The organism is Ensifer sp. 1H6 (assembly GCF_001976035.1).
Classification (GTDB): Bacteria; Pseudomonadota; Alphaproteobacteria; order Rhizobiales; family Rhizobiaceae; genus Ensifer; species Ensifer canadensis.
Window position 1 is genome coordinate 1 of record NZ_MOAI01000036.1, and the last position, 23,229, is coordinate 23,229.

Sequence of the window (23,229 nt, forward strand, 5' to 3'; positions counted from 1 at the left end):
TTGTGGTAGTCGACGCCAATATGGTAATCATAAGAGGCAGTCATGCTTCCAACTCCCTTGTTGAGATCTTCGAAACCCCAATAAGGTAAGCCGAAAGGCCGGAAGCGTGACTGTCCCTCGATCATCACCTGCATCTCAATGGTCCGTTCTCTCCTGGGACGCGGCTGCTTTCATGCCACCTCCTTTCCACCTGTATCGGCTGGGGGCGATGGTTCTTCCAGAGACAATGCGGTACAGTTACGCCAAACTGTCCTGTGCGAAGGTCCAATACAGATGGCGTTTCAACAAACGGAGATCGGTGGCGAAACCTTGCTCGACGGGGTCATGGGCACGATCCGGCAGCGCATTGCCAGCCGGTCGTTGACGCCGGGCGCCAAGCTTCCGTCCATTCGGGCGCTTGCGACAACGATGCGGGTTTCCAAATCGACGGTTGTCGAGGCTTACGAGCGTCTGGCGGCCGAAGGCGTGATCCGGTCGCGGCCCGGCTCCGGCTTTTTCGTGTCTGCCCCCCTGGCGCCGTTGTCGCTCACGGAAGTCGGACCGCGGCTCGACCGCGCAGTCGACCCTCTCTGGGTTTCGCGTCAGGCGCTTGAAACGGACGCCCACGTTCTGAAGCCCGGTTGCGGCTGGTTGCCGGCGTCCTGGATGCCGGAGGCAGCGCTCAGGCGGGCGCTGCGCTCGCTCGCGCGCACGGATGCCGCGAGCCTGACGGATTACGGCACGCCGCTCGGCTTGCGACCGCTGCGGCAGTTGCTGTCGCGAAGGCTGGCCGAGCATGGTGTCGAGGCATCGCCCGATCAGATCATCCTGACCGAGTCAGGCACCCAGGCGATCGATCTTCTCTGTCGGTTCCTGCTCGAACCGGGCGATACCGTCATCGTCGACGATCCATGCTACTTCAATTTCCAGGCGCTGTTGCGGGCGCATCGCGTCAATGTCGTCAGCGTGCCCTATACGCCTGTTGGTCCCGATCTCGATCGCTTCGCCGAGGCGCTGGAGGCCTACCGTCCTCGCCTCTACATCACCAATTCCGCCGTGCACAATCCGACCGGCGCCACGCTTTCTCCCGTGATTGCCCACCGCCTGTTGCGACTTGTCGAGCAGGCAGGGTTGACTGTTGTCGAGGACGACATCTTCGCCGATTTCGAGCATGTGCCGGCGTCACGGCTTGCCGCCTTCGATGGGCTCGACCGTGTGGTGCAGATCGGCAGCTTTTCCAAGACGCTCTCCGCCTCGGTGCGCTGCGGCTATATCGCCGCCCCCCGAGGCTGGATCGAGGGGCTGACCGATCTCAAGATCGCGACCACTTTCGGCGGCCCGAGCCTTGCAGCCGAACTGGTGCTGACCCTTTTGCGCGATGGCAGCTACCGAAAGCACATGGAGGCGCTGCGGCTGCGGCTGACGCGGACGATGACCGAGACGGTAGCGCGCCTGGCCACGGTCGGGATCACGCCCTGGATCGAGCCGCAGGCCGGCATGTTCCTCTGGTGTCGGCTCTCGGAAGGTCTTGATGCCTCGGAGCTGGCCCAGAAGGCGCTGGCTCACGATATTGTCCTCGCCCCCGGCAATGCTTTCAGCCATTCGGGTTCGGCGGCAGGATTTCTGCGCTTCAACGTCGCCCAATCGATTGATGAGCGGCTCTATCGCGTGCTGGCTGAGATTGCTCGATAACCACTCATATCCATAGCGGCCGATTTGAGCGAGCCGCGAGACGGTGCTTGTTCTTCGAGCAACCCTTTTGACGCAGGTTGTTGTCGACCGCGCGGCCGCGCCGCTTCTATTCGCCGGTGTTTACGGCACTCCGCCGGGCCTATGCCTCAAACCGCGGCGTTCAATGCCTATTTTATGTGCAATCCGCTTCATCCTTAGTCTTGGCGCGTCTTTCGCTCCATCGCCGCGAGTGGCGTGGGCATTGATTTTTCGATCTTTGGCGGCGCAAACGCAAACTGGCACGATTAATGCTTTCTTGTGAGTACCGGTTGTTGGGCAGCTGAATTGGGTTGCCGGGCCGCTTCGGAACTTAGCCAGATCATGGCGCCATGTGAGAGAACGCAATGACAAAGTATAAGCTCGAGTACATTTGGCTCGATGGGTACACACCGGCCCCGAACCTCCGCGGAAAAACCTTGATCAAGGAATTCGATGCATTCCCGAAGCTGGATGAGCTTCCTTTCTGGGGCTTCGACGGAAGCTCGACGATGCAGGCGGAAGGCAAGAGCTCGGACTGTGTCCTGAAGCCTGTCGCCGTCTATCCCGACAGCGAGCGTAAGAACGGCGTTCTGGTGCTCTGCGAAGTCATGATGCCCGACGGCAAGACGCCGCATCCGTCCAACACCCGCGCAACCGTCATGGAAGACGATAGCGCCTGGTTCGGCTTCGAGCAGGAATACTTCTTCTACAAGAACGGCCGCCCGCTCGGCTTCCCGGAAACCGGCTTCCCGGCACCGCAGGGCCCGTACTACACCGGTGTCGGCTACAGCAATGTCGGCGATATCGCCCGCCAGATCGTCGAAGAACATCTCGACATCTGCCTGGCGGCCGGCATCAACCACGAAGGCATCAATGCCGAAGTGGCTAAGGGCCAATGGGAGTTCCAGGTCTTCGGCAAGGGTTCCAAGAAGGCCGCCGACGAAATCTGGCTGGCGCGCTACCTGCTGCAGCGCCTGACTGAAAAGTACGGCATCGATATCGAGTATCACTGCAAGCCGCTCGGCGACACCGACTGGAACGGCTCGGGCATGCATGCCAACTTCTCGACCGCCTTCATGCGCGACGTCGGTGGCAAGGACTACTTCGAAAACCTGATGTCGGCTTTCGAGGACGCCCGCGCGGATCACATCGCCGTCTACGGACCCGACAACCATATGCGCCTGACCGGCAAGCACGAGACGCAGTCGATCCACCAGTTCAGCTACGGCGTGGCTGACCGCGGCGCTTCGATCCGCGTCCCGCACAGCTTCGTCAACAACAACTACCGCGGCTACCTCGAAGATCGCCGCCCGAACTCGCAAGGCGACCCCTACCAGATCGCTTCGCAGATCCTGAAGACGATCTCGACGGTTCCGACCGATGTCGAAAACCAGATGAAGGCGGCCTGAGCATGTGTCATGGCGTGCTGTAGCGGCACGCCATGCACGCTCTGTCTCCAAGCATATGCAATCGCTAACGGTTGCAAAGACAAAACGCCCCGCTTTCGAGCGGGGCGTTTTGTCTTTTGCTGTCCTGGGAGGATAGCTTCGGGGAGGGTGGGTGCCGGCGGCAATGCCGGCGGCGGCGCCGCGGTTCAGGCGGTGCGAACGAAGTGGTCCGTATCCACTTCGACGATGCGGTCCTGCGTCATCGCGGATTTGCGCCGGATCTCTTCGACATCCTCCGGACGCAGCCGAACGCTCGGGTCGTCGAAGCGGATATCCGGGTCAGGCACGGCAGAGAGCAGCAGCTTGGTGTAGGGGTGAGCGGGGTTGTCGATCACCTTGCCGACATTGCCCCATTCGACGATCTGGCCGGCATACATGACGGCGATATCCTCGGCGACATAACGGGCGGTGGCGATGTCGTGGGTGATGTAGAGCAGACCGAGCTTCATCTGCTGCTTCATCTCGCTCAAGAGATTGAGCACGCCGAGGCGAACAGAGACGTCGAGCATCGACGTCGGCTCGTCGGCGACGATCACTTCCGGCTTGGCGGCAAGCGCGCGGGCGATATTGACGCGCTGGCGCTGGCCGCCGGAAAGCTCGTGCGGATATTTGGGCGCGACGAGGTCGGGGTCGAGTTTCACCTGTTGCAGCAGCGCACGAACCGTCGCGTCGATCTCGGAACGCTTGATATCCGGGCGGTGCAGCAGCAGCGGCCGCTTCAAATGATAGGCGATGGTATGAGCCGGGTTGAGCGAGGCGAACGGGTCCTGGAAGATCATCTGCACCGCGCGTCGGTAGAGGACCGTCTCGGCCGGGCTGGCGCCGTCGACCGGCTCGCCCCTGAAGAGGATCTTTCCCTCCGTCGGCATATATTCGCGCATCGCCATACGGGCGCAGGTGGTCTTGCCGCTGCCTGACTCGCCGACGAGGGCGAGTGCGCGGCCTGCATGCAGCGAAAACGAGATCGAGCGGGCCGCATGGACTGCGCCCGGACCGTGGCCGAATGTCTTGGTGACCCTGTCAAGCGCAAGGATCGGGGTTGGCTGGGCGGTCATAGCAGGACACCTCCATGGAGCGACGGGAAGGAGGTCCAAAGTTGTTTTGTGTAGTCGTGCTGCGGCGATCCGTAGATCGCCTCCGCCGTGTTCTGCTCGACGAGCTTGCCGGCGAGCATGATGCCGATCCGGTCGCAGAACTGCACCATCAGCCCGAGATCGTGGGTGATGAACAGAACGGCGAAGCCGAGGGTTCGCCGCAATTCGTTGATTCGCTGGAGGATTTCACGCTGGACGACGACGTCGAGCGCCGTCGTCGGTTCATCCATGACCACCAGCCTCGGATCGAGCGCCAGGCAAATGGCGATGACGATGCGCTGGCGCATGCCGCCGGAAAACTGATGCGGGTAGTCGCGCATGCGGTCCGGGGCGATATCGACGAGTTTCAGCATTTCGGCGGTGCGGTCGCGCGCCTGCGCACGGCTCATGCCTTTGTGGGTCTTCAGCACGTCGTAGAATTGCTGCTCGATGCGCAGCACCGGATTGAGCGAGTTCATCGCGCTCTGGAACACCATGGCGACCTCGCGCCAGCGAAAATCGCGCAAGGCCTTGTCATCTAGGTCGAGCACGTTGCGGCCATTGAGCAGAATGGTGCTTTCCCTCCTGATCAGCGCTGGTGGCTTGTGTAGCCGGCTGATGGCAAAGGCAATGGTGCTCTTGCCGCAACCGGATTCGCCGGCAAGGCCGAAGACCTCGCCGGGAGCGACGTCGAAGCTGACATTGTCGACGGCGCGAAAGTCCTTTTCCTCGCCGATATAGTCGATCGTCAGGTTTTTGACGGATAGCAGTGGCGCGGTCACAGGCGACCCTCCCCGGATCGGATGAGTGCGGACCAGCGACCGAGCCGATTGCCGGTGCGCAGCCGCGGGTTGGCGATCTCGTCAACGGCGAAGTTCAGAAGCGACAGGCCGATGCCGAGGAAGGCGAGCGCAAAGCAGGGCGTGAGAATGTCCCACCACGCGCCGACCGAAAGCGCCGACGCCTTCTGCGCGGCATAGAGCATGGTGCCCCAGGAGACGACCTTCGGGTCGCCAAGGCCGAGAAACTCGAGCGTCGCCTGGGTGATGATCGCGAAAATGACGCTGCCGATGAAGTTGATGCCGACGATCGAGATCAGGTTGGGGAAGATCTCGAAGGTCATGATGCGCCAGCGCGGCTCGCCCATCATCTCCGCCGATTTGACGTAGTCCTTCTGCTTGACGGAAAGCGTCTCGGCGCGGGTGACGCGGGCGCCCCAGGCCCAGGAGGTTCCGCCGAGGATCAGCGCGATGACCCAGGGGCTGGCCTGACCGATGAAGGCGGCGAGCACCAGGAGCAGCGGCAGGTTGGGAACCACTAGCACCATGTTGGTGAAGAAGCTGATGACTTCGTCGACCTTGCCGCCGCGATAGCCGGCGAGAATGCCGAGCGCCGTGCCGACGATTGTTATGAGCAGGCCTGCGCCGAAGCCGACGGCAAGCGAGGTGCGGGCGCCATAGATCAGCCGCGTGAACACATCCTGGCCGATGCGGGTGGTGCCGAGCCAATGGGCAAACGACGGCGCCTGATGCGGGCGGCCGACGCGGGCACCCGGATCGTAAGGGGTAAGCAGCGGTGCGGCGATCGCCACGATGAGGATGAAGGCGATGATGGCGACGCCGACCAGAGCCTTGCGATTGCGGATCAATCCGAAGGGTTGGGTCTTCATCTCACGCCTTCTTCAGTCGGGGGTCGAGCAGCACATAGCTGACGTCGACGATGAAATTGGCAACCAGCATGGTCGCAGTCATGATCAGCAACTGCCCCTGGATAACGGGATAATCACGGGCGAGGATCGCCTGATAGAGGATGTTGCCGAGACCCGGATAATTGAACACGACTTCGGTGACGAGCGAGCCGCCGAGGATCGTGCCGATGGCGATGGCAAGGCTCGATACGGTCGGCAGCAGCGCATTGCGCGCCGCGTACCAGAGCATCACATGTCCGTCCGATAGGCCCTTGGCGCGGGCCATGACGATATAGTCCTCGCCGAGCAGGTTGATCATGTTGTTGCGCATGGTGACGGCGAAACCGCCGGTCAAGACCGTGCAGAGCGTCAGCATCGGCAGAATGCCGTGATAGAGGACGCTGCCGAGGTATTGCAGCGTAAAGGCCGGGTCGAGCGCCGGATCGGCAGCGTAGCCCGTCGGGAACCAGTTCAGCGTAAAGCCGAAGAAGAAGACGACGATCAGCGAGGTGACGACGGCCGGAACCGAGGTCGCGAAGATCGCACCGACCGAAACGATGACATCGAAAAGGCTGCCGCGGCGCCAGGCGGCGAGAATGCCGAGGAAGGTTCCCAGCGTGAAGCTGATGATGGTCGCCGTGCCCATCAGGCCGACCGTCCAGACCAGCGCGTTGCCGAGAACCGTCGTCACCGGAAGCGGGAAATATTTGATCGAGCGGCCGAGGTCGCCGCTGAAGATGCTGCCGAGATAGGTCAGATATTGCTGCCAGAGCGGGCCATCGACGAAACCGAAGGTGAGCTTCAGCGCCTGCAGGCTTTCGGGGGGAAGCTCCGCGCCCGCGCTCGAAAACATGATCTGCACGGGGTCGCCGGGCATCAGCCGTGGCAAAAAGAAGTTGATCGTCGCCGCCGCGACGAAGGCTGCCAGATAGAAGCATAGGCGGCGAAGCAGGAAAGCCATGGGGACTCCATCGACTGCGCCATGGCCCTGTTACCGGCAGGAAAGGCGGCAGAAACGCTTTGAAATGGCGCAAGCCTTTAATCGCGGAGCTATTGTGCTCCCGAGGCCGGCGCGAAAGCGGGAGCGGCCCGGTGATGAGCCACTCCCGCCAGTCCTGGGGGTGTTTAGTTGACCGGTTCGAGTGCCAGCAAATGCAGCAGGCGCGCCGGGTTGGTCCGCGAGATCGACGGATTGACGAACGGGGTCTCGGCCGTCACCCAGCCTTTGAAGCGCTTGGTGTTGTACTGGTACCAGTTTGGATTGTTGAAGACCGGCATCATCGGCAGGTTCTCGGCGACGATGCGCTGAGCCTTGTTCATGGCCTCCTTCTGCTTGGCGAGGTCAGCCGTGTGGGTGAACTCGGTCAAAAGCTTCTCGACATCGTCATTGAACCAACGCTGCGCGGTAAAGCGCGTCTTGCCCTTGTCCGAAGCACTGAAGGCGCGCTTGTACGGATAGTAGGGCGAGGCGGAGGCCGGCAGGCTGTTGATCGCCGCGTCGAACGTGCCGTTGATGAGATTGCCGGTCCAGACCGCTTCTTCCGGCGTCTCGATCTTGGCATCGAGGCCGACGGCTTGCAGGCCCTCGACGGCGATCGTCACCGTGTCGATCCAGTCGGTCCAGGAGCTCGGCACGATGATCGAGAAGGAGATCTTGCTACCGTCAGGATTGTCGCGGAAACCGTCGCCGTCCTTGTCGACATAGCCGGCCTCGTCGAGCAGAGCCTTGGAAGCATCGGCGTCGTACTTGCCGTAGGTGCCGAAGTCGGTCGCGACGACGGATCAGCCCAGCTCTTGTAGAGTTCGCCCATGCCGGCCGGATCTTCGTTGAGCGTCGGATAGCCGTAGCCGGCAACGTCGACCATGGTGCCACGGTCGAGCGCCATGCTGGCCGCACGACGGAATTTTACGTCGTTGAAGGCCTTGCGGTTGTTCTCGTTGGCGGTTTCCTGGTTGAAGAGGAATGCCACCATGCTGCTCGGCGAGTACCAGAAATGGAAGTGCTCCGGATCCTTGGCGACGTAGACGTTCTCGATATCCGGGATGAAGGAAACGCCCCAGTCGAGCGTGCCCGACGCGGTCGCGGTCAGGATCTGGTTGTTGTCGGCGAGCTGCGGGAAGCGCATGCAATCGACCTTGAGCGCGGCGTCCCAATAGTGCGGGTTGCGGCACTGGTCGTAGGTCTGGCCGGTGAAGCGCGGGATCTCCGTCATCGGGCCGCTGCCAACAGGTGTTTCGTTGGCGAAGGTCACCGGTTCGGCGACATCCTTCCAGACATGCTCCGGCACGATCGGCAGCTGGGCAAGCTGTTCGGCAGCAAGCGAGCTTGGATTGGCGAGCGTGAAGCGAACGGTCTGGCCGTCGACGGCCTCGACGCCGGTGATGAAGGTCCAGATGCTGACGAAGTCGAGCGCCGGGAACTTCTTCAGGTAGTCGTAGGTGAACTTGACGTCAGCAGCCGTCAGCGGCTTGCCATCGGACCATTTCAGGTTTGGGCGCAGCTTGAACTCGATGCTTTTCAGATCGTCGGCAAGCTTGAAGCTTTCGGCAAGCCGGAAGACCGGTTTGTTGTCATCGAAGCGATTGAAGACGACCAGCGGCTCGTAGATGAAGTCGAGCGTGCTTTGGCGCGCCGACGTCTGGTTGAACGGGTTGAAGTTGCGAACCCAGGTCGTGGCCGGCTCGATATTGACCGTCAGGATCGACTGCGCCATGGCCGGTGCAGCGAAAAGGGTCAGCGCGGTCGCTGCCCAGAGAATGGATTTTTTCATTGTTTCTCCCCTCTTGATTTGTGAGTGGCGTCTCGTCAGGCGACGAGAACGCTCTTGAACATCTCTTCGACTTCGGCGTGGGCCGCGCGAATGTCGACCTTGAGCTTGCCGAGCCGGCTCTGGCCGGCGGCGATGCGCTTCTGGGCGGCCTCTGTCAGCGGACGGGCGGCCTTGGCGGCAGCCTCGCTCTCGGCCAGATCGCCGTGGCTGTGAAGTGCGACGTCGGAGCCGGCGTCGAGCACCTGCTTCACACGCTCGGGCAAGGTGCCACGCAGCGATTCCATGAAGATGCAATCGGACACCAGCACGCCCTCATAGCCCATGTCGTTGCGGATCACTTCATGCATCGTCGGCGAGATCGAGGCTGGCAGCTCGCTGTCATAGGCGGAGTAGACGACGTGAGCGACCATCGCCCAGGGCGTGTCCTTGAGGGCAACGAAAGGCTTGAAGTCGGTCGCGACGAGCGTTTCTCGCGATGCATCGACGACCGGGCGCTCCTTGTGAGAGTCGCGTGTGGCGCGGCCATGACCGGGGATGTGCTTCATGACAGGCATGTTGCCGGTCTCAAGCAGGCCATCGACCACCTCGCGGCCGAGGGCGGCGATGAAGTCCGGATCCGAACCGAAGGAGCGCGCACCGATGACGGCGCTGGTCGTTTCGAACACGAGATCGAGGACCGGCGAGCAGCCGCTGGTGAGGCCGAGTTCGCTCATCATCGTGCCCATTGCCTGGGACGACAGGCGAAGCGCCTTCTTGCCGAGCGCAAGGTCATGGCGCGCCAGTTCGGCAAACTGGCCGAAGCTGCGGAAAAGCGGCCAGGGACCGGCGTCGAGATGCTGGACGCGGCCGCCTTCCTGGTCAGTGAAGACAGGTGCGTCTTCGCGCTCGACCGCCTCGCGGAAGCGCTCGATCAGGATCTTGACCTGGCCGGGCTCGCGCAGATTGCGCCGGCCGACGAAGAGGCCGAGCGGGTTGGTTTCGCGAAACAGGGCGAACTCGTCGTCCGAGAGTGTTGGGTTTGGTAGGCCGACGAAGAGGGCGAGCGGTGTCGATGCCATTGGAGAGCTCCGATGTTCAGATGATTATTTGGATGGATTACGAAGCATGCCTTCGTAGATGCCTTTGTCGGCGGCGGGGATGGCAACGGCGCCGATGGTCTTGGCGTAGAAATCGACCGGGCCGGCATCGCCGATAAAGGCATAGGCATGGCCGAGCGTCTTCATGGTCTCGAGCGATGCGGTCAACAGATCGACGCCAATACCGCGCCCACGGCTCTCGCCGGCGACCCCGGTTGGGCCGAAGAAGCCGCGCGCCGTCGTGTCGTAGCAGGCAAAGCCAAGCAGCTTGCCACCTTCCACCGCGATCAGGCAGGCGATTGGCTGGCGGGAGAAGGCGACCGAAACCTCGCTCGCCCAATTCTCACTGAAGTTCTGCCTTACCCAGTCGACGACGACATGCATTTCCGGCGGAAGCGCCGGGCGAATGCGAATGCCGGTCGTGTCGGTTTTCCGCTTGAGATTGGCGAGCGTCGGCGAATACAAGCTGACAAGCAAGTCCGGCACCCCTAGTCCTCCGTATATTCCTTTATTAAGGAATTGATCCCTTTGTAATGCAATATGTGTCCTCATCTCCGGCGGGTTGTCAACCGGCAATCGCGGCGATGGGGTGGGAGGGTTGACGCTTCACCATGACGGCAGCGAGAACAGTCGGCTGCGCAAGTATTATCGCGTCACAGAGTCTTGGCTCCGGCGAACTCGTCGGCGGTCAAACGACGAATCATCGAGTTGCCTTCGAAAACCAATGGCTTCGAGACCGAACATGCGCGCACTGCCAGCACACGCGTCAAGCTGTCGCCGCCGCTCTTTGTTCTGCTATTGTTCTTTTCATATTGTAATTTACAAAAATACTAAGTTTGATTTTCGCTGTTTTTCTCCAAGGAACCACTGCAATTCCCAGGGCAAATATCTTGTTGAATTGACAGATGTTATTTTTATTCTTGATTACAAAAGTAGAGTTTGTTCCGCTTTATTTTCTGTCACGGATTGTTACTATGCTTTCGGTTCAACGAGCCCGGGAGCCAGGCGTGTCAGAGTTACCTCCACAGCACTTGACCGAGCAGGAGCCGCGATCTCGCCGGCGCCAGGAGCTTTTGACATTTCTTGTTCTTGCCTTTGGCATCTGGCCGTTGGTCGCCGTCGGCGTGGTCGGCGGTTACGGCTTCATCGTCTGGATGCTGCAGATCGTTTACGGCCCGCCGGGCCCGCTTGGGCATTGAGGTGATCGATGGGGGCAATGACAACCAGACGAGGATTGTTCTTGGGCCGGCAGGCGGAGCGAAGGCGCGTCCTGCCGCCGGGCGTCACGCTTGAAAGCCTGACGGCATGCACCGGTTGCGGCCAATGTGTGGAAAAGTGTCCCACCCGCATCATTTCGCTCCTGGACGAGCGTCCATCGCTCGATTTTTCAGGCGGCGAATGCACCTTCTGCGGCGACTGTGCGCGGGCCTGTCCGGAGCCGGTATTCGCAGCCGAAGGCGTAACGCGGCTTGCCCATGTCGTTGCGATCGGCGACGGCTGCCTCGCGCGCAACAACGTCGCCTGCCAATCCTGTCGCGATGCCTGTCCGCAGCAGGCGATCCGCTTTCGGCCCCGGACCGGCGGGCCGTTCCTGCCAGAGGTGGATGTCAACAGTTGCAGCGGATGCGGTGCCTGCATCGGCGTCTGTCCTGTCGGTGCAATCGGCATTGCGGATCGGGTTCAGGAGGGCGTCCATGCCTGATCCCTCCCGGCAATATCATATCTCAAGCGCCGTCGTCGTCGCTCTTCCGGCGATGAAGGATGCTGTCCTTGCCGCGCTGGCGCGCATGGCAAATGTCGAGGTTTACGGCCATGAGGGCGGCAAGATTGTCGTCGTCATCGAGGGAACGAGTACCGGCATGCTTGGCGAATGCCTGTCGACGATCTCCACGCTCGAGGGCGTGGTAGCGGCCAATATGGTTTTCGAACATGTCGAAACGGAAGGAGTGACGGACGATGACCACCGAACTGACGCGGCGTGATATCCTGAAGGCGCACGCGGCCGGCATCGCCGCCGCCACCGCCGGCATCGCACTGCCCGCCGCCGCTCAACCGGTGCCCGGCGGTATCAGCGCGCTCGAAATCAAGTGGTCGAAGGCGCCCTGTCGCTTCTGCGGCACCGGCTGCGGCGTCATGGTCGGCGTCAAGGAGGGGCAGGTCGTTGCCACCCATGGCGACATGCAGGCCGAGGTCAACCGCGGCCTCAACTGCATCAAGGGCTATTTCCTCTCCAAGATCATGTATGGCTCCGACCGGCTGAAGACGCCGATGCTGCGCAAGCTGAACGGCGCCTACAGCAAGGACGGCGAGTTCGAGGCGGTGAGCTGGGACGAAGCCTTCGACGTCATGGCCGAACAGTGCAAGAAGGTGCTGAAGGAAAAGGGGCCGACGGCGGTCGGCATGTTCGGATCCGGCCAGTGGACGATCTTCGAGGGCTATGCTGCGACGAAGCTGATGCGCGCCGGCTTCCGCTCGAACAACCTCGACCCCAATGCCCGCCACTGCATGGCCTCGGCGGCCTACGCCTTCATGCGAACCTTCGGCATGGACGAGCCGATGGGCTGCTATGATGACTTCGAACATGCGGACGCCTTCGTGCTCTGGGGCTCGAACATGGCGGAGATGCATCCGATCCTGTGGACAAGGCTTGCTGATCGCCGCCTGGGCCAGTCGCATGTGAAGGTGGCTGTTCTGTCGACCTTCACCCACCGCAGCATGGACCTCGCCGACATTCCGATGGTGTTCAAACCCGGCACCGACCTGGTGATCCTCAACTACATCGCCAATTACATCATCGAGAAGGGCCGGGTGAACGAGGACTTCGTTCGTAAACACACCACCTTCATGCGCGGCGTCACCGATATCGGCTATGGCCTGCGTCCGGACAATCCCATCGAAGTTAAGGCGGCCAATTCATCCGACCCCGGCAAGATGGAGCCGATGGACTACGAGGCGTTCAAGGCGTTCGTGTCGGAATACACTCTGGAGAAGACCGCCGAGATGACCGGTGTCGACCCGGCGTTTCTGGAGGAACTCGCCGAACTCTACGCCGATCCGCAGCGCAAGGTGATGTCGTTGTGGACCATGGGGTTCAATCAGCATGTGCGGGGCGTCTGGGCCAACCAGATGGTCTACAACATTCACCTTCTGACCGGAAAGATCTCGGAGCCCGGCAACAGCCCGTTCTCGCTGACCGGCCAGCCGTCGGCCTGCGGCACCGCGCGCGAGGTTGGCACCTTCGCCCACCGTCTGCCCGCCGACATGACCGTCACCAATCCGGAGCACCGCAAGCACGCCGAGGAGATCTGGCGCGTTCCGCATGGGATCATCCCGGAAAAGCCCGGCTATCACGCTGTCGAGCAGGATCGCATGCTCAAGGATGGCAAGCTCAGCTTCTACTGGGTTCAGGTCAACAACAACGTCCAGGCCGCCCCCAATACCAGCAACGAAACCTACCAAGGCTATCGAAACCCGGAGAATTTCATCGTGGTCTCGGATGCCTATCCGACGATCACGGCCATGAGCGCCGACCTCATCCTGCCGGCGGCCATGTGGGTGGAAAAGGAAGGCGCCTACGGCAATGCCGAGCGGCGGACCCATGTCTGGCACCAGCTGGTGCACGCGCCGGGCGAGGCGCGCTCGGATCTCTGGCAGATGGTCGAGTTCTCCAAGCGCTTTATAACCGACGAAGTCTGGCCGGCCGAAATCCTCGCTGCCAACCCAGAGTTCAAGGGCAAGAGCCTGCATGACGTCCTGTTCCAGAACGGTGAGGTCAACCGCTTCCCCTTAAGCGAAGTCAGCGGCGACTACGCCAACAACGAGGCCGAAGCCTTCGGCTTCTACCTCCAGAAGGGGCTGTTCGAGGAATATGCCACCTTCGGTCGCGGCCATGGTCACGATCTCGCGCCCTACGACCGGTACCACGAGGAACGCGGTCTGCGTTGGCCGGTGGTCGACGGCAAGGAGACGCGCTGGCGCTATCGCGAGGGCTACGACCCCTACGTCAAGGCCGGCGAGGGCGTGAAATTCTACGGCCGCCCGGATGGCAAGGCGGTCATTCTTGCGGTGCCCTACGAGCCGCCGGCGGAATCGCCCGACGAGGAATTCGATCTCTGGTTGGTGACGGGTCGCGTGCTCGAACACTGGCATTCGGGTTCGATGACGATGCGTGTGCCGGAGCTCTATCGCGCCTTTCCGGGCGCCCGCTGCTTCATGAATGCGGATGACGCCCGCAAGCGCGGCATCAATCAGGGAGCGGAGGTGCGGATCATGTCGCGGCGCGGCGAGATCCGCTCACGCATCGACACGCGCGGACGCAATCGCATGCCGCCCGGCGTGATCTTCGTGCCGTGGTTCGATGCGAGCCAGTTGATCAACAAGGTGACACTCGACGCAACGGATCCCATCTCCAAACAGACGGATTTCAAAAAATGCGCAGTCAAGATCGTCTCAGTCGCTTGAAGCGACCAGAATGGGTGGTCGTTGCCATCGGCCTCGTCATGTTTGTCACGACGACGGCGATTGCCCAGGTCGTCCAGCAAATGGTGCCGCAGCTTGAAGGCCCGACACCACAGATGGAAACCGGGGCTGCCGCGAGCTTGCCGAAATGGGTGGTCGATGACAAACGCAAGATGCGCGCCTACCCGGACCAGCCGCCGATCATCCCGCACTCGATCGAGGGTTACCAGCTTTCGGTCAATACCAACCGCTGTCTCTCCTGCCACAAACGCGAGTTCACGCAGGATAGCGGCGCACCGATGATCAGCGTGACGCACTACATGACGCGCGACGGGCAGATGATCGCCGACGTTTCGCCGCGGCGCTACTTCTGCACGGCATGTCATGTGCCGCAGGCGGATGTTCGCCCATTGGTCGACAATGTCTTCAAGGACATGAGCGAACTCGGCGTCAAGCCGGCCGGAAGCGAGTGAGCCCATGCAGCGGATCCGGAGACTTATCCTGTGGGCGTGGCGGCTTGTCAGCACGCCGGCGGGCACGCTCAGCCTCGGCTTTCTGACGCTGGGCGGCTTCATCGGTGGCGTGATGTTCTGGGGCGCCTTCAATACGGCGCTGGAGATCACCAATACCGAGAAGTTCTGCACTTCCTGTCACGAGATGAAAGACAACGTCTATGAGGAACTGACGCGCACGATCCATTTTTCCAATCGTTCCGGCGTGCGCGCCTCCTGCCCGGATTGTCACGTTCCGCATCAGTGGACCGACAAGATCGCCCGCAAGATGCAGGCGTCGAAGGAGGTCTGGGGCAAGATCTTCGGCACCATCAACACCCGCCCCAAATTTCTGGAAAAACGGCTTGAACTGGCCCAGCACGAATGGGCGCGGCTGAAGGCCAACGACAGCCTGGAATGCCGCAACTGCCATTCCTCTGTTGCCATGGATCTGCAGAAGCAGACGGAGCGGGCCGCCACCATTCACACGCGCTACCTGCTATCGGGCAAGGCGACCTGCATCGATTGCCACAAGGGCATCGCGCACGAACTGCCGAACATGCAGGGTATCGATCCCGGCTGGAAGATGCCGAAGGAGCTGGAAGGCACAAGCACCTCGGGCATGACGCCGATCGACGATCTTCGCCGCGCGATGATGGAGCTTCACGCCAGCAATCTCTGATCGTCGCTTCCGGTAAATGCGCCGCGAAGGGGGTGACCCCTCAGGCGGTCGGCCTGGTGATGATAAAAAGGGCCGGGAGCAGCATCGCCCCGGCGACAACCGACGCAAGCGGCAGGCTCGGTTTGCTGACGATGCAGAAGAAGGCGAAGCTCGTAGCCATCAGCGAAATGGCTATGATCTTTGCCCGAGCCGGTATCGCACCTTTTTCCCGCCAGAGCCGCAAGGATGGACCGAAGGTCGGGTGTTCCAGCAGCCAGCGCTCAAGTCGCGGCGACGCGCGAGCGAACAGGCCGGCCGCCAGGAGAAGAAAGGGCGTGGTTGGCAAGATCGGCAAAAAGATGCCGGCGACGGCGAAACCGATCATCAGCCATCCAAGACCAAGACAGAGCAGCCGAAGAGGAAGGTTCATAGCTGGTCTCCAAGCCGGGTCAATCTTCGGAACATGTCGACATCGCCGCGGTATCATTCTCACCCGATACTCGGCCTTGCGGCCAGCGCCGAAGTGCTTCAGCTCCCATTCCGGTCAGCGCATAGATGCCGCGGTCGACCCGTTCGAACCAGCCATAGACATTGCCTTGCAGGATCTTGGCGGCATCGGGTGCGGCCTCACGCAGGTCGCGAGGACGTAGATTGCCATCCTGCAATGCCGCCGCGCAGGCGAGGGCCTGCTGGCGATAGGCGGTCATGATCGGCGCGCGCGTGCTGCCGCCGAGCGTCGGGTCGCCCTTGCGACGGCGGTGTTCCTTGATGAGACGCGCTCGCTTTTTCAGGTTCCTGCGCGGCATGGCGGCCGATGCCGCAACAATCACGTCGACCGTGCCGTTGTCGGCAACGGCGAGCATGCCGAACCCGAGCCGGCGGCAGAGATCGCGAAAGCGGCGGTCGCTCTCCCGCCCTTTGCCCTTGGCCGAGACACGCGCTGCGATCCAAACTTCGTCACCGGCATTGGCGCGATCCACTGCCTGCAGCACCAGTTCCAGATTGAACGTCAGCTTCAGCTCGCAGATAACGACGAGCGGCGGCTCGTCGTCGCTGAGCGCAAGGATATCGCAGCCCCCGACCTCACCTTTGACGGAGTATCCCGCCTCTTCGAGGAAGCGCTTGATCGGAAGATAAAGTGTTGTCTCCAAGCGGATGGGTTCCTGTCGAGATCGAAGGCGGTTCGTCTTGGCAAGTGCCGCCATGGTCGTTTGTTACGCGAGCCGGGGCAATTGTTCTGACATGCAGATAGCCCCGATCCGGGGCTTTGTCATCCGGTTGTCCGGTCGCAGCGCGGTGGTGCGTTGTGCTTCGTCTTAACTTTATGGTGTGTTAATATTGCTGCGTGGGCGGCCTTCGCCGGAGGGCGCCCGGTATCCGAGGCTTTGACGACAGATGTTGCGAGTCCTCACCCTGTTGCTGTCGCTGATATCAGCATTCGTGTTTCCCGCCGCGTCCGCGCCAGAAACCGAGAAGGTTGTTTTGGTGCTGTCTTTGAAGGGGGCGATCGGTCCGGCATCGGCTGAATATATCAAACGCGGATTGCAGAAGGCCAATGATCGGCACCTGCCGCTTGTCGTTCTCCAAATGGATACGCCGGGTGGTCTCGATACCTCCATGCGCGAAATCATCCAGGCGATCCTGGCATCATCCGTTCCAGTCGCGAGCTTCGTTGCACCCAGCGGAGCACGTGCGGCAAGCGCTGGCACCTACATCCTCTATGCAAGCCATATCGCTGCCATGGCGCCGGGAACCAATCTCGGGGCGGCAACGCCGATCGCTATCGGCGGAGACATGTTCGGCGGCCAGAAGGACGAGCGTCCCGGCGAGAACGACAAAGATACTGCTGCCCAATCTCGGCCAACCCAGACGACAATCGAGGCCAAGCTCATCAACGATGCCGTCGCCTATATCCGCGGACTGGCCGAGTTGCGCGGGCGCAATGCCGATTGGGCCGAACGGGCTGTGCGCGAGGCTGCGAGCCTGTCTGCGGCTGCTGCCGTTCAGGAGAAAGTCGTCGATTTCACTGCCGCTTCCATCGACGATCTGCTGAAGCAGGCGCAGGGGCGAATTGTCCGTGTCGGGCAGGCGGATATCACGCTTGAAACGACTGGGCTTGGCGTGGAGGCTTTTGTGCCCGACTGGCGCACGCGCCTGCTTGGGGTGATCACCGATCCGAACATCGCGATCATTCTGATGATGATCGGCATCTATGGACTGATCTTCGAGTTCCTGACCCCCGGATCGGTCGTGCCTGGCACCGTCGGCGGGATCTGCCTGCTGCTCGGTCTCTACGCACTGGCCGTTTTGCCGGTGAGCTATGCCGGTCTCGGTTTGATCCTGCTCGGCGTCGGCCTGATGGTTGCGGAGGCGCATTCGCCTTCTTTCGGTGTACTCGGTGCCGGCGGCGCCCTGGCGCTGGTTCTCGGCGCTGCGATCCTTTTCGATACCGACACTCCGGGGCTGCAGGTCTCATGGGCGATGCTTGCCGGCGTCGGCATTGCCAGCCTCGGTTTCAGCCTGCTCGTCGCCCGTCTCGCCTTCAGCGCGCGGCGCCATGCGGTGGTGACCGGCGGCGAGCAGATGATCGGGCTGGCGGGCAAGGTCGATAGCTGGGCCGGCGCCAGCGGCTATGTGATCGCCCACGGCGAACGGTGGCAGGCTGTCAGCAGCCAGACGCTGGATGCGGGAGAAAATGTGAAGGTTGTCGGCCGCAACGGGCTGACGCTCGAGGTCGCGCGCGACGAGGCAAAAGCCTGACGCATGCGGTAGAAGGAGTAAAGATCATGGACATACTTGGGAGCCTCGCTCCCTATCTCGCGATCCTGTTGTTCCTCCTGATCGTCATTGCCTATGCGATCAGGATCCTGCGCGAATATGAGCGCGGCGTCATCTTCACACTCGGTCGCTTCACGGGCGTCAAGGGTCCGGGGCTGATCCTGCTTCTTCCCTATGTCCAGCAGATGGTGCGGGTCGATCTTAGAACCCGCGTGCTCGATGTTCCAAGCCAGGACGTCATCTCGCACGACAACGTGTCGGTCCGCGTCAGCGCGGTCATCTACTTCAGGGTGATAGATGCCGAAAAGTCGACGATCCAGGTCGAGGATTTCATGATGGCGACGAGCCAGCTCGCCCAGACGACATTGCGCTCAGTACTCGGCAAACACGACCTCGATGAGATGCTGGCAGAACGCGACCGCCTGAACGAAGACATCCAGAAGATCCTCGACAGCCAGACCGATGCCTGGGGCATCAAGGTTGCCACGGTCGAGATCAAACATGTCGACATCAACGAAAGCATGGTCCGCGCCATTGCCCGCCAGGCAGAGGCCGAACGGGAACGTCGTGCCAAGGTCATCAACGCCGAAGGCGAGCAGCAGGCGGCGGCCAAGCTGCTCGAGGCCGCCGAGATCCTCGCCCGGCAGCCCGAAGCCATGCAGTTGCGCTATTTGAGCACCTTGAACGTGATCGCCGGCGAAAAGAACTCGACGATCGTGTTTCCGTTCCCGATGGAGCTCGTCAACCTGCTGTCGGCCAAGGTCGATAAGTCGACGAGCTGATCACGTTTGGGGTCTCGATGTTTCAGGCTGCCTTGCGTTCGAGTTGTGCGACCTTGAGCAGGTCGTCGATAGCACCGGGCGCTGCGACCAGAACAGCGCTTCCCCGGGTCAGGGCTTCGCCCTGTGTCGGGAAGGGCAGCGACCAGCCGCCTGCCTCGTTGACGAGGCAATAACCGGCCAGGCAATCCCAGGCATGCATGTAGGGTTCGTAGTAGCCGACGAGCCGACCGGCGGCCACATAGGCGATCATCAGCGCGCCCGAACCGTTGCGCATGAAGTTGCCGCCGGCGGCAAGAAGGCGCTCGACGATCCCCGCGACTTCGGCCGGCGTCACGTGATTGTTGGCGCCAAGTCCTGTCACGGCATCGCGGATCGTCCGTGTCGCATCGAGGCGCAGGGTCTTGCCGTTCAGTGTCGCGCCCAGTCCGGAAGCAGCCGCATAGAGCTCGTCGTGACACGGCGACTGGATCACGCCGATCACGGGTTTGTCGGCATAAAGCACGGCGATCGAGATGCACCAGTTGGGCATGCCGTTGACAAAGGGCGTCGTTCCATCGATCGGATCGATCACCCAGGTGAAGCCCGAAGTGCCACTGACAAGGCCGTGTTCTTCGCCGAGCACACCGTCGTCCGGGAACGAGGCGCTGATGCGATCGCGGATCAGCGTCTCGACGTTCCGGTCGGCGATTGAAACAACGTCATGGGCGTCGGCCTTGGTTTCGATGACCAGAGTCTCGCGCTGCAGGAAGTAGTCATGGGCAAGCCGTCCGGCTTCCTCGGCAATGGTCTTGGTGAGCGCGAAGCGAGCTTCAAGGCCCGCGATTGGCGAAGTCATGCAATAGTCCTTCCTGTGTCGATCTCAAGACATCATACGCTACAGAGGCGCGCGTCAGTTGGGCGCGCAAAAGATGCTGTAACGCTCTAAATTTGCTGCATAATGTTCCCGGGTTTAAGGAGTTATGCAGTAATCAAAGCAAGGCCGCGGTTGCGGAAGCCGATGGCGACTTCGGTCGAGGGAGATAACATCTCCTCGATCGCATCATCAACCACGAATAGCAATCCATTCTGTGTTTCAACTTCATACTCGATGTGGCCGCCGAGATAGGCGGCGGTACTGATCGTACCGGGCAGTGCTGCACCAGTCGCCGGCGTCAGCGTCACGGCATTGGGGCGCACGGCAAGCTTCGATGGGCCGGGCCGAGCATCGCGCGATGGCAGCCTGTGTTCGAGGCCGCCGACACGGATGGTGGCAAGGCCGGCGTCGGATGCGGTGATCTCGCAAGGCAGCACATTGGCCTCGCCCATGAAGTCGGCGATGAAGGCCGATGCCGGCGCCTCGTAGAGTTCGCGCGGCGCCCCCTCCTGGGCGATCTCGCCATCCTTCATGACGATGATCCTATCGGAGACGGCAAGCGCCTCGTCCTGGTCGTGCGTGACGTAGACGGCGGTAAAGCCGAGCCGTTGTTGCAGCTCGCGGATTTCGGTGCGGACGCGCCGGCGCAGCCGCGCGTCAAGGTTGGAAAGCGGTTCGTCGAGCAGCAGCACCTGCGGCTCGAGCACCAGCGCGCGGGCGACGGCGACGCGCTGCTGCTGCCCACCGGACAATTCGGCCGGCAGCCGCTGGCCAAGGCCGCCGAGGCCGACGAGCTTCAGGCCTTCCTCGGCCCGATCGCGTGCCTCCTTCTTTTTCATGCCCGAGGATTCCAGGCCGTAGGCGACGTTGTCGAGCGAGGTCATATGCGGGAACAGCGCGTAGGACTGGAACACCATCGACACATCGCGCTCGTTGGCCGGTAGCATGGTGACGTCCTTGCCGCCAATCAGGATCCGGCCGGCGGATGGATGCTCCAGGCCGGCGAGCATGCGCAGCGTGGTGGTCTTGCCGCAGCCGGATGGCCCCAGCAGGGTGACGAGAGTGCCGGGTTCGATGGTCAGCGACAGATCGTGGATGGCGGTGAAGGCGCCGAACTGCTTGCGCACGTTCTGGAAGACGACCGAGCCGGTGCGTGGGGTGCTCATGCGGGGTTCTCCTGGGAAAGGGTCTTGGTGGCAGCGCGGGCCGGAGCCGCGCCGAAGACGCGGTTCTCCCGCCGAAGCTTGCGCTCGCCGACAAGCAGTTGCAGGCCGGTGATGACAGTGATCATCACCACGATGAGGGCCGACGAATAGGCGATCGCCACGCCGAACTCGCCGTTTTCGACGAGGCCGACGATATAGGACGTCGCCATGTTGTATTCGGCGCTGACGAGGAAGACGACGGCGCTGATCGACGTGATCGCCCGGACGAAGGAGTAGACGAGGGCGGCGACGATCGCCGGACGCAAGAGCGGCAGGATGACCTTGCGCAGCGTGCGGAAGCTGGTTGCCCGGAGCGTCAGCGATGCCTCGTCCAGGCTTTTGTCGAGCTGGCTCATCGCCGCGATGCCGCCGCGTACGCCCACCGGCATGTTGCGGAAGACGAAGCAGGCAACGAGGATCAGTGCCGTGCCGGTCATTTCGAGTGGCGGCAGGTTGAAGGCGATGATGTAGCTGATGCCGATGACCGTGCCGGGAATGGCAAAGCTCAACATCAAGGCGAATTCGAACACATCCCGCCCGGCAAATCGCTGCCGGACGATCAGGTAGGCGGTCAACAGCCCGACGAGGGCCGTCAGTGGCGCTGAGATCAGCGCGATTTCCATCGTCGTCCAGAATGAATTCCAGGCGACGCCGGTCCAGGCGATGACGCCGTCGGTGACCGAGAACGAGAAGGCCTTGATATAGTGCTCAAACGTCAGCGAGTTATCGAGACCCCAGGTTTTCACGAAGCCGCCAAACAGGATCATGCCATAGACCACGACCGTGAAGATCATCCACGGGATCACCACGGCGTGGACGCCGATCGACAGCGAGCGGGGCAGAGCGATATGCGAGCCGGAATCGCCCTTGCCGGTGACGGTGGAATAGTTCTTGCCCGCCAGCCAATAGCGCTGGGCGAGGAACGCCGACAAAGTGAAGCACAAGAGGATGATCGCGAGCACGGCGGCGCGTGACGGGTCGTTCTGCGCGCCGACGACGGCAAAGAAGATTTCCGTCGAAAGCACACCATGGCTGCCGCCAAGCACGAGCGGATTACCGAAATCGGCCATGCTCTCGATAAAGCCGATCAGGAAGGCGTTGGCGAGGCCCGGCTTCATCAGCGGAAGCGAGACGTTCCAGAATGTCCGCCAGCGGTCGGCCCGCAACGTCTGCGATGCCTCTTCCATCGAAGGGCTGACGCCCTCGACGACGCCGATCAGTACCAGGAACGAGATCGGGGTGAAGGACAGCACCTGCGCGATCCAGATGCCGGTGAGGCCATAGAGCCAGCGCCCCGGCTCGATGCCAAAAGCATCGGACAGGAACTCGGTAATGACGCCGGCGCGACCGAAGAGCAGGGTCAGCGCCAGGCCGATGACGAAGGGCGGCGTGATGATCGGCAGCACCGTCAGCATGCGCATGCCCTTCTTGAAAGGGAAGCGGGTGCGGGTTGCGACGAGCGCGAAGGCAAGGCCGAGCAACGTCGAGCCGGAAGCGGTCATCAGCGCCAGCCACAGCGTGCGCCAGGCGACGCCGCAGCGCTCGCCCCCGGTGACGCAGCCAAGGCTCCAGATCGAGCCGTCCTGGATGTTGCGCAGGAAACCGTCAGGTTTGAACGAACCGTCGAAGTCCTGGACTGAAGCCGCAAACATGCTGCCGACGGGATAGAAGACGAAGACGACGACGAGGCAGACGAGCAGCGCGATGGAGGCGACGATGAAGGCATCGCCCTTCATGACGCCGCGCTCCGCCAGCCCAAATGCGAAGATGAGGATGAAGGCGAGGGAGGCGAGAACGGCGCCGGCGCCCATCGAGGGCTGTCCGTCGGCAAGCGGGCCGAACAGGGTTTCGCTGATCGTCCAGGTCCAACCGGTAAAGCCGATCGCCAGACCCTGGGCAGCGATGAAGAGAAGGCCGAGCGCGCCGGCTACCGCCAACACCAGGCCGCGGCGGGCCGGATCGCGGACGAACCGGGCAACTGCGCAGATGCCGAGCAGGACGAGCGCGACGACGAGCCATGAACGCCCGTGGGCAAAGATTTGCGCAAGGCCGGGTGCCACGGCAGCATCGGAGGGGAAGCCGGAAAGCCAGCCAAGCCCGAAGAAGCCTCCCTCGATGCGGTACCAGGGCACAGCCAAGAATGCGGCCAGCCCGAGCCCGAGTGTGAGGTCGAGCCTACGGTTGCGATGTTCCATCACGGTCCTCGCGTCTCTTCAATATTGGAATGTCGATTTGTTGCAGGGCCGGCTTTCGGCCG

Annotated in this window: 21 protein-coding genes and 1 pseudogene; 10 read left to right on the forward strand and 12 right to left on the reverse strand. The window is 62.0% G+C overall.

Translation table 11 applies throughout. The features are described 5' to 3' along the window. Positions 1-273 precede the first annotated feature (273 nt). A complete protein-coding gene (locus tag BKP54_RS29675; RefSeq protein WP_025428411.1) occupies positions 274-1,671 on the forward strand; it encodes a PLP-dependent aminotransferase family protein in 1,398 nt (465 codons plus the stop codon). Between the two features lie 383 nt (positions 1,672-2,054). Next, complete coding sequence (locus tag BKP54_RS29680) at positions 2,055-3,098, forward strand: glutamine synthetase beta-grasp domain-containing protein (RefSeq protein ID WP_025428412.1); 1,044 nt, start codon at positions 2,055-2,057, stop codon at positions 3,096-3,098. 185 nt (positions 3,099-3,283) lie between these two features. On the opposite strand, the gene BKP54_RS29685 is transcribed toward BKP54_RS29680, so the two are convergent. The 7 genes and pseudogenes from BKP54_RS29685 to BKP54_RS29715 form a co-directional block, all read right to left on the reverse strand. Further along, positions 3,284-4,192 (reverse strand): ABC transporter ATP-binding protein, encoded by a 909-nt coding sequence (locus BKP54_RS29685; RefSeq protein ID WP_025428413.1) that lies wholly within the window; start codon positions 4,190-4,192, stop codon positions 3,284-3,286. Continuing rightward, complete coding sequence (locus tag BKP54_RS29690; RefSeq protein WP_025428414.1) at positions 4,189-4,992, reverse strand: ABC transporter ATP-binding protein; 804 nt, start codon at positions 4,990-4,992, stop codon at positions 4,189-4,191. Before BKP54_RS29690 ends, BKP54_RS29685 begins: the two co-directional genes overlap by 4 nt. After that, entirely contained in the window at positions 4,989-5,879 is an 891-nt protein-coding gene (locus tag BKP54_RS29695; protein ID WP_025428415.1) for an ABC transporter permease, read from the reverse strand. The genes BKP54_RS29690 and BKP54_RS29695 overlap by 4 nt, the downstream gene beginning before the upstream one ends. Before the next feature lies 1 nt (position 5,880). Next, a complete protein-coding gene (locus tag BKP54_RS29700; protein ID WP_025428416.1) occupies positions 5,881-6,858 on the reverse strand; it encodes an ABC transporter permease in 978 nt (325 codons plus the stop codon). 164 nt (positions 6,859-7,022) lie between these two features. After that, positions 7,023-8,668: pseudogene (locus BKP54_RS29705) on the reverse strand (ABC transporter substrate-binding protein). Positions 8,669-8,703: 35 nt separating this feature from the next. Next, a complete protein-coding gene (locus BKP54_RS29710) occupies positions 8,704-9,726 on the reverse strand; it encodes a glycoside hydrolase family 3 N-terminal domain-containing protein (RefSeq protein WP_025428418.1) in 1,023 nt (340 codons plus the stop codon). A gap of 24 nt (positions 9,727-9,750) precedes the next feature. Beyond that, positions 9,751-10,230, reverse strand: a complete 480-nt coding sequence (locus BKP54_RS29715) for a GNAT family N-acetyltransferase (protein WP_057208907.1) — start codon at positions 10,228-10,230, stop codon at positions 9,751-9,753. Between the two features lie 521 nt (positions 10,231-10,751). Here BKP54_RS29715 and napE point away from each other — a divergent pair. Genes napE through BKP54_RS29745 form a run of 6 tightly spaced genes read left to right on the forward strand, consistent with a single transcriptional unit; the run spans position 10,752 to position 15,375 of the window. Further along, positions 10,752-10,943, forward strand: a complete 192-nt coding sequence (gene napE, locus BKP54_RS29720; RefSeq protein WP_025428420.1) for a periplasmic nitrate reductase, NapE protein — start codon at positions 10,752-10,754, stop codon at positions 10,941-10,943. Positions 10,944-10,951: 8 nt separating this feature from the next. After that, a complete protein-coding gene (gene napF / locus BKP54_RS29725; protein ID WP_081788922.1) occupies positions 10,952-11,446 on the forward strand; it encodes a ferredoxin-type protein NapF in 495 nt (164 codons plus the stop codon). Beyond that, positions 11,439-11,726 (forward strand): chaperone NapD, encoded by a 288-nt coding sequence (locus BKP54_RS29730; protein ID WP_025428422.1) that lies wholly within the window; start codon positions 11,439-11,441, stop codon positions 11,724-11,726. Before napF ends, BKP54_RS29730 begins: the two co-directional genes overlap by 8 nt. Next, positions 11,701-14,205, forward strand: coding sequence for a periplasmic nitrate reductase subunit alpha (gene napA / locus BKP54_RS29735; RefSeq protein ID WP_084815339.1), 2,505 nt, complete (start codon positions 11,701-11,703; stop codon positions 14,203-14,205). Before BKP54_RS29730 ends, napA begins: the two co-directional genes overlap by 26 nt. Further along, positions 14,175-14,675 (forward strand): nitrate reductase cytochrome c-type subunit, encoded by a 501-nt coding sequence (locus BKP54_RS29740; RefSeq protein ID WP_038577799.1) that lies wholly within the window; start codon positions 14,175-14,177, stop codon positions 14,673-14,675. Before napA ends, BKP54_RS29740 begins: the two co-directional genes overlap by 31 nt. A 4-nt stretch (positions 14,676-14,679) precedes the next feature. Then, on the forward strand, positions 14,680-15,375 hold the full coding sequence (locus tag BKP54_RS29745; RefSeq protein ID WP_025428425.1) for a NapC/NirT family cytochrome c: 696 nt from the start codon (positions 14,680-14,682) through the stop codon (positions 15,373-15,375). A gap of 40 nt (positions 15,376-15,415) precedes the next feature. On the opposite strand, the gene BKP54_RS29750 is transcribed toward BKP54_RS29745, so the two are convergent. Continuing rightward, positions 15,416-15,784: a YbaN family protein gene (locus BKP54_RS29750; protein ID WP_025428426.1), complete on the reverse strand. Its 369-nt coding sequence runs from the start codon at positions 15,782-15,784 to the stop codon at positions 15,416-15,418. A 19-nt stretch (positions 15,785-15,803) separates the two neighbouring features. Then, on the reverse strand, positions 15,804-16,505 hold the full coding sequence (locus tag BKP54_RS29755) for a DUF2161 family putative PD-(D/E)XK-type phosphodiesterase (RefSeq protein ID WP_025428427.1): 702 nt from the start codon (positions 16,503-16,505) through the stop codon (positions 15,804-15,806). A gap of 244 nt (positions 16,506-16,749) precedes the next feature. Here BKP54_RS29755 and BKP54_RS29760 point away from each other — a divergent pair, with 244 nt between their 5' ends. Together BKP54_RS29760 and BKP54_RS29765 are read left to right on the forward strand one after the other, a co-directional pair. Further along, complete coding sequence (locus tag BKP54_RS29760; RefSeq protein WP_025428428.1) at positions 16,750-18,114, forward strand: nodulation protein NfeD; 1,365 nt, start codon at positions 16,750-16,752, stop codon at positions 18,112-18,114. 26 nt (positions 18,115-18,140) lie between these two features. Next, on the forward strand, positions 18,141-18,914 hold the full coding sequence (locus BKP54_RS29765; RefSeq protein ID WP_025428429.1) for a slipin family protein: 774 nt from the start codon (positions 18,141-18,143) through the stop codon (positions 18,912-18,914). A gap of 22 nt (positions 18,915-18,936) precedes the next feature. Here the strand turns inward: BKP54_RS29765 and BKP54_RS29770 are convergent, their stop codons facing one another. The 3 genes from BKP54_RS29770 to BKP54_RS29780 all read right to left on the reverse strand — a co-directional run bounded on the left by BKP54_RS29770 (position 18,937) and on the right by BKP54_RS29780 (position 23,167). Further along, entirely contained in the window at positions 18,937-19,749 is an 813-nt protein-coding gene (locus BKP54_RS29770) for an inositol monophosphatase family protein (protein WP_025428430.1), read from the reverse strand. A 122-nt stretch (positions 19,750-19,871) separates the two neighbouring features. Then, positions 19,872-20,933 (reverse strand): ABC transporter ATP-binding protein, encoded by a 1,062-nt coding sequence (locus tag BKP54_RS29775; protein ID WP_025428431.1) that lies wholly within the window; start codon positions 20,931-20,933, stop codon positions 19,872-19,874. Beyond that, complete coding sequence (locus BKP54_RS29780) at positions 20,930-23,167, reverse strand: iron ABC transporter permease (RefSeq protein WP_057208918.1); 2,238 nt, start codon at positions 23,165-23,167, stop codon at positions 20,930-20,932. Before BKP54_RS29780 ends, BKP54_RS29775 begins: the two co-directional genes overlap by 4 nt. Positions 23,168-23,229: the final 62 nt, after the last annotated feature.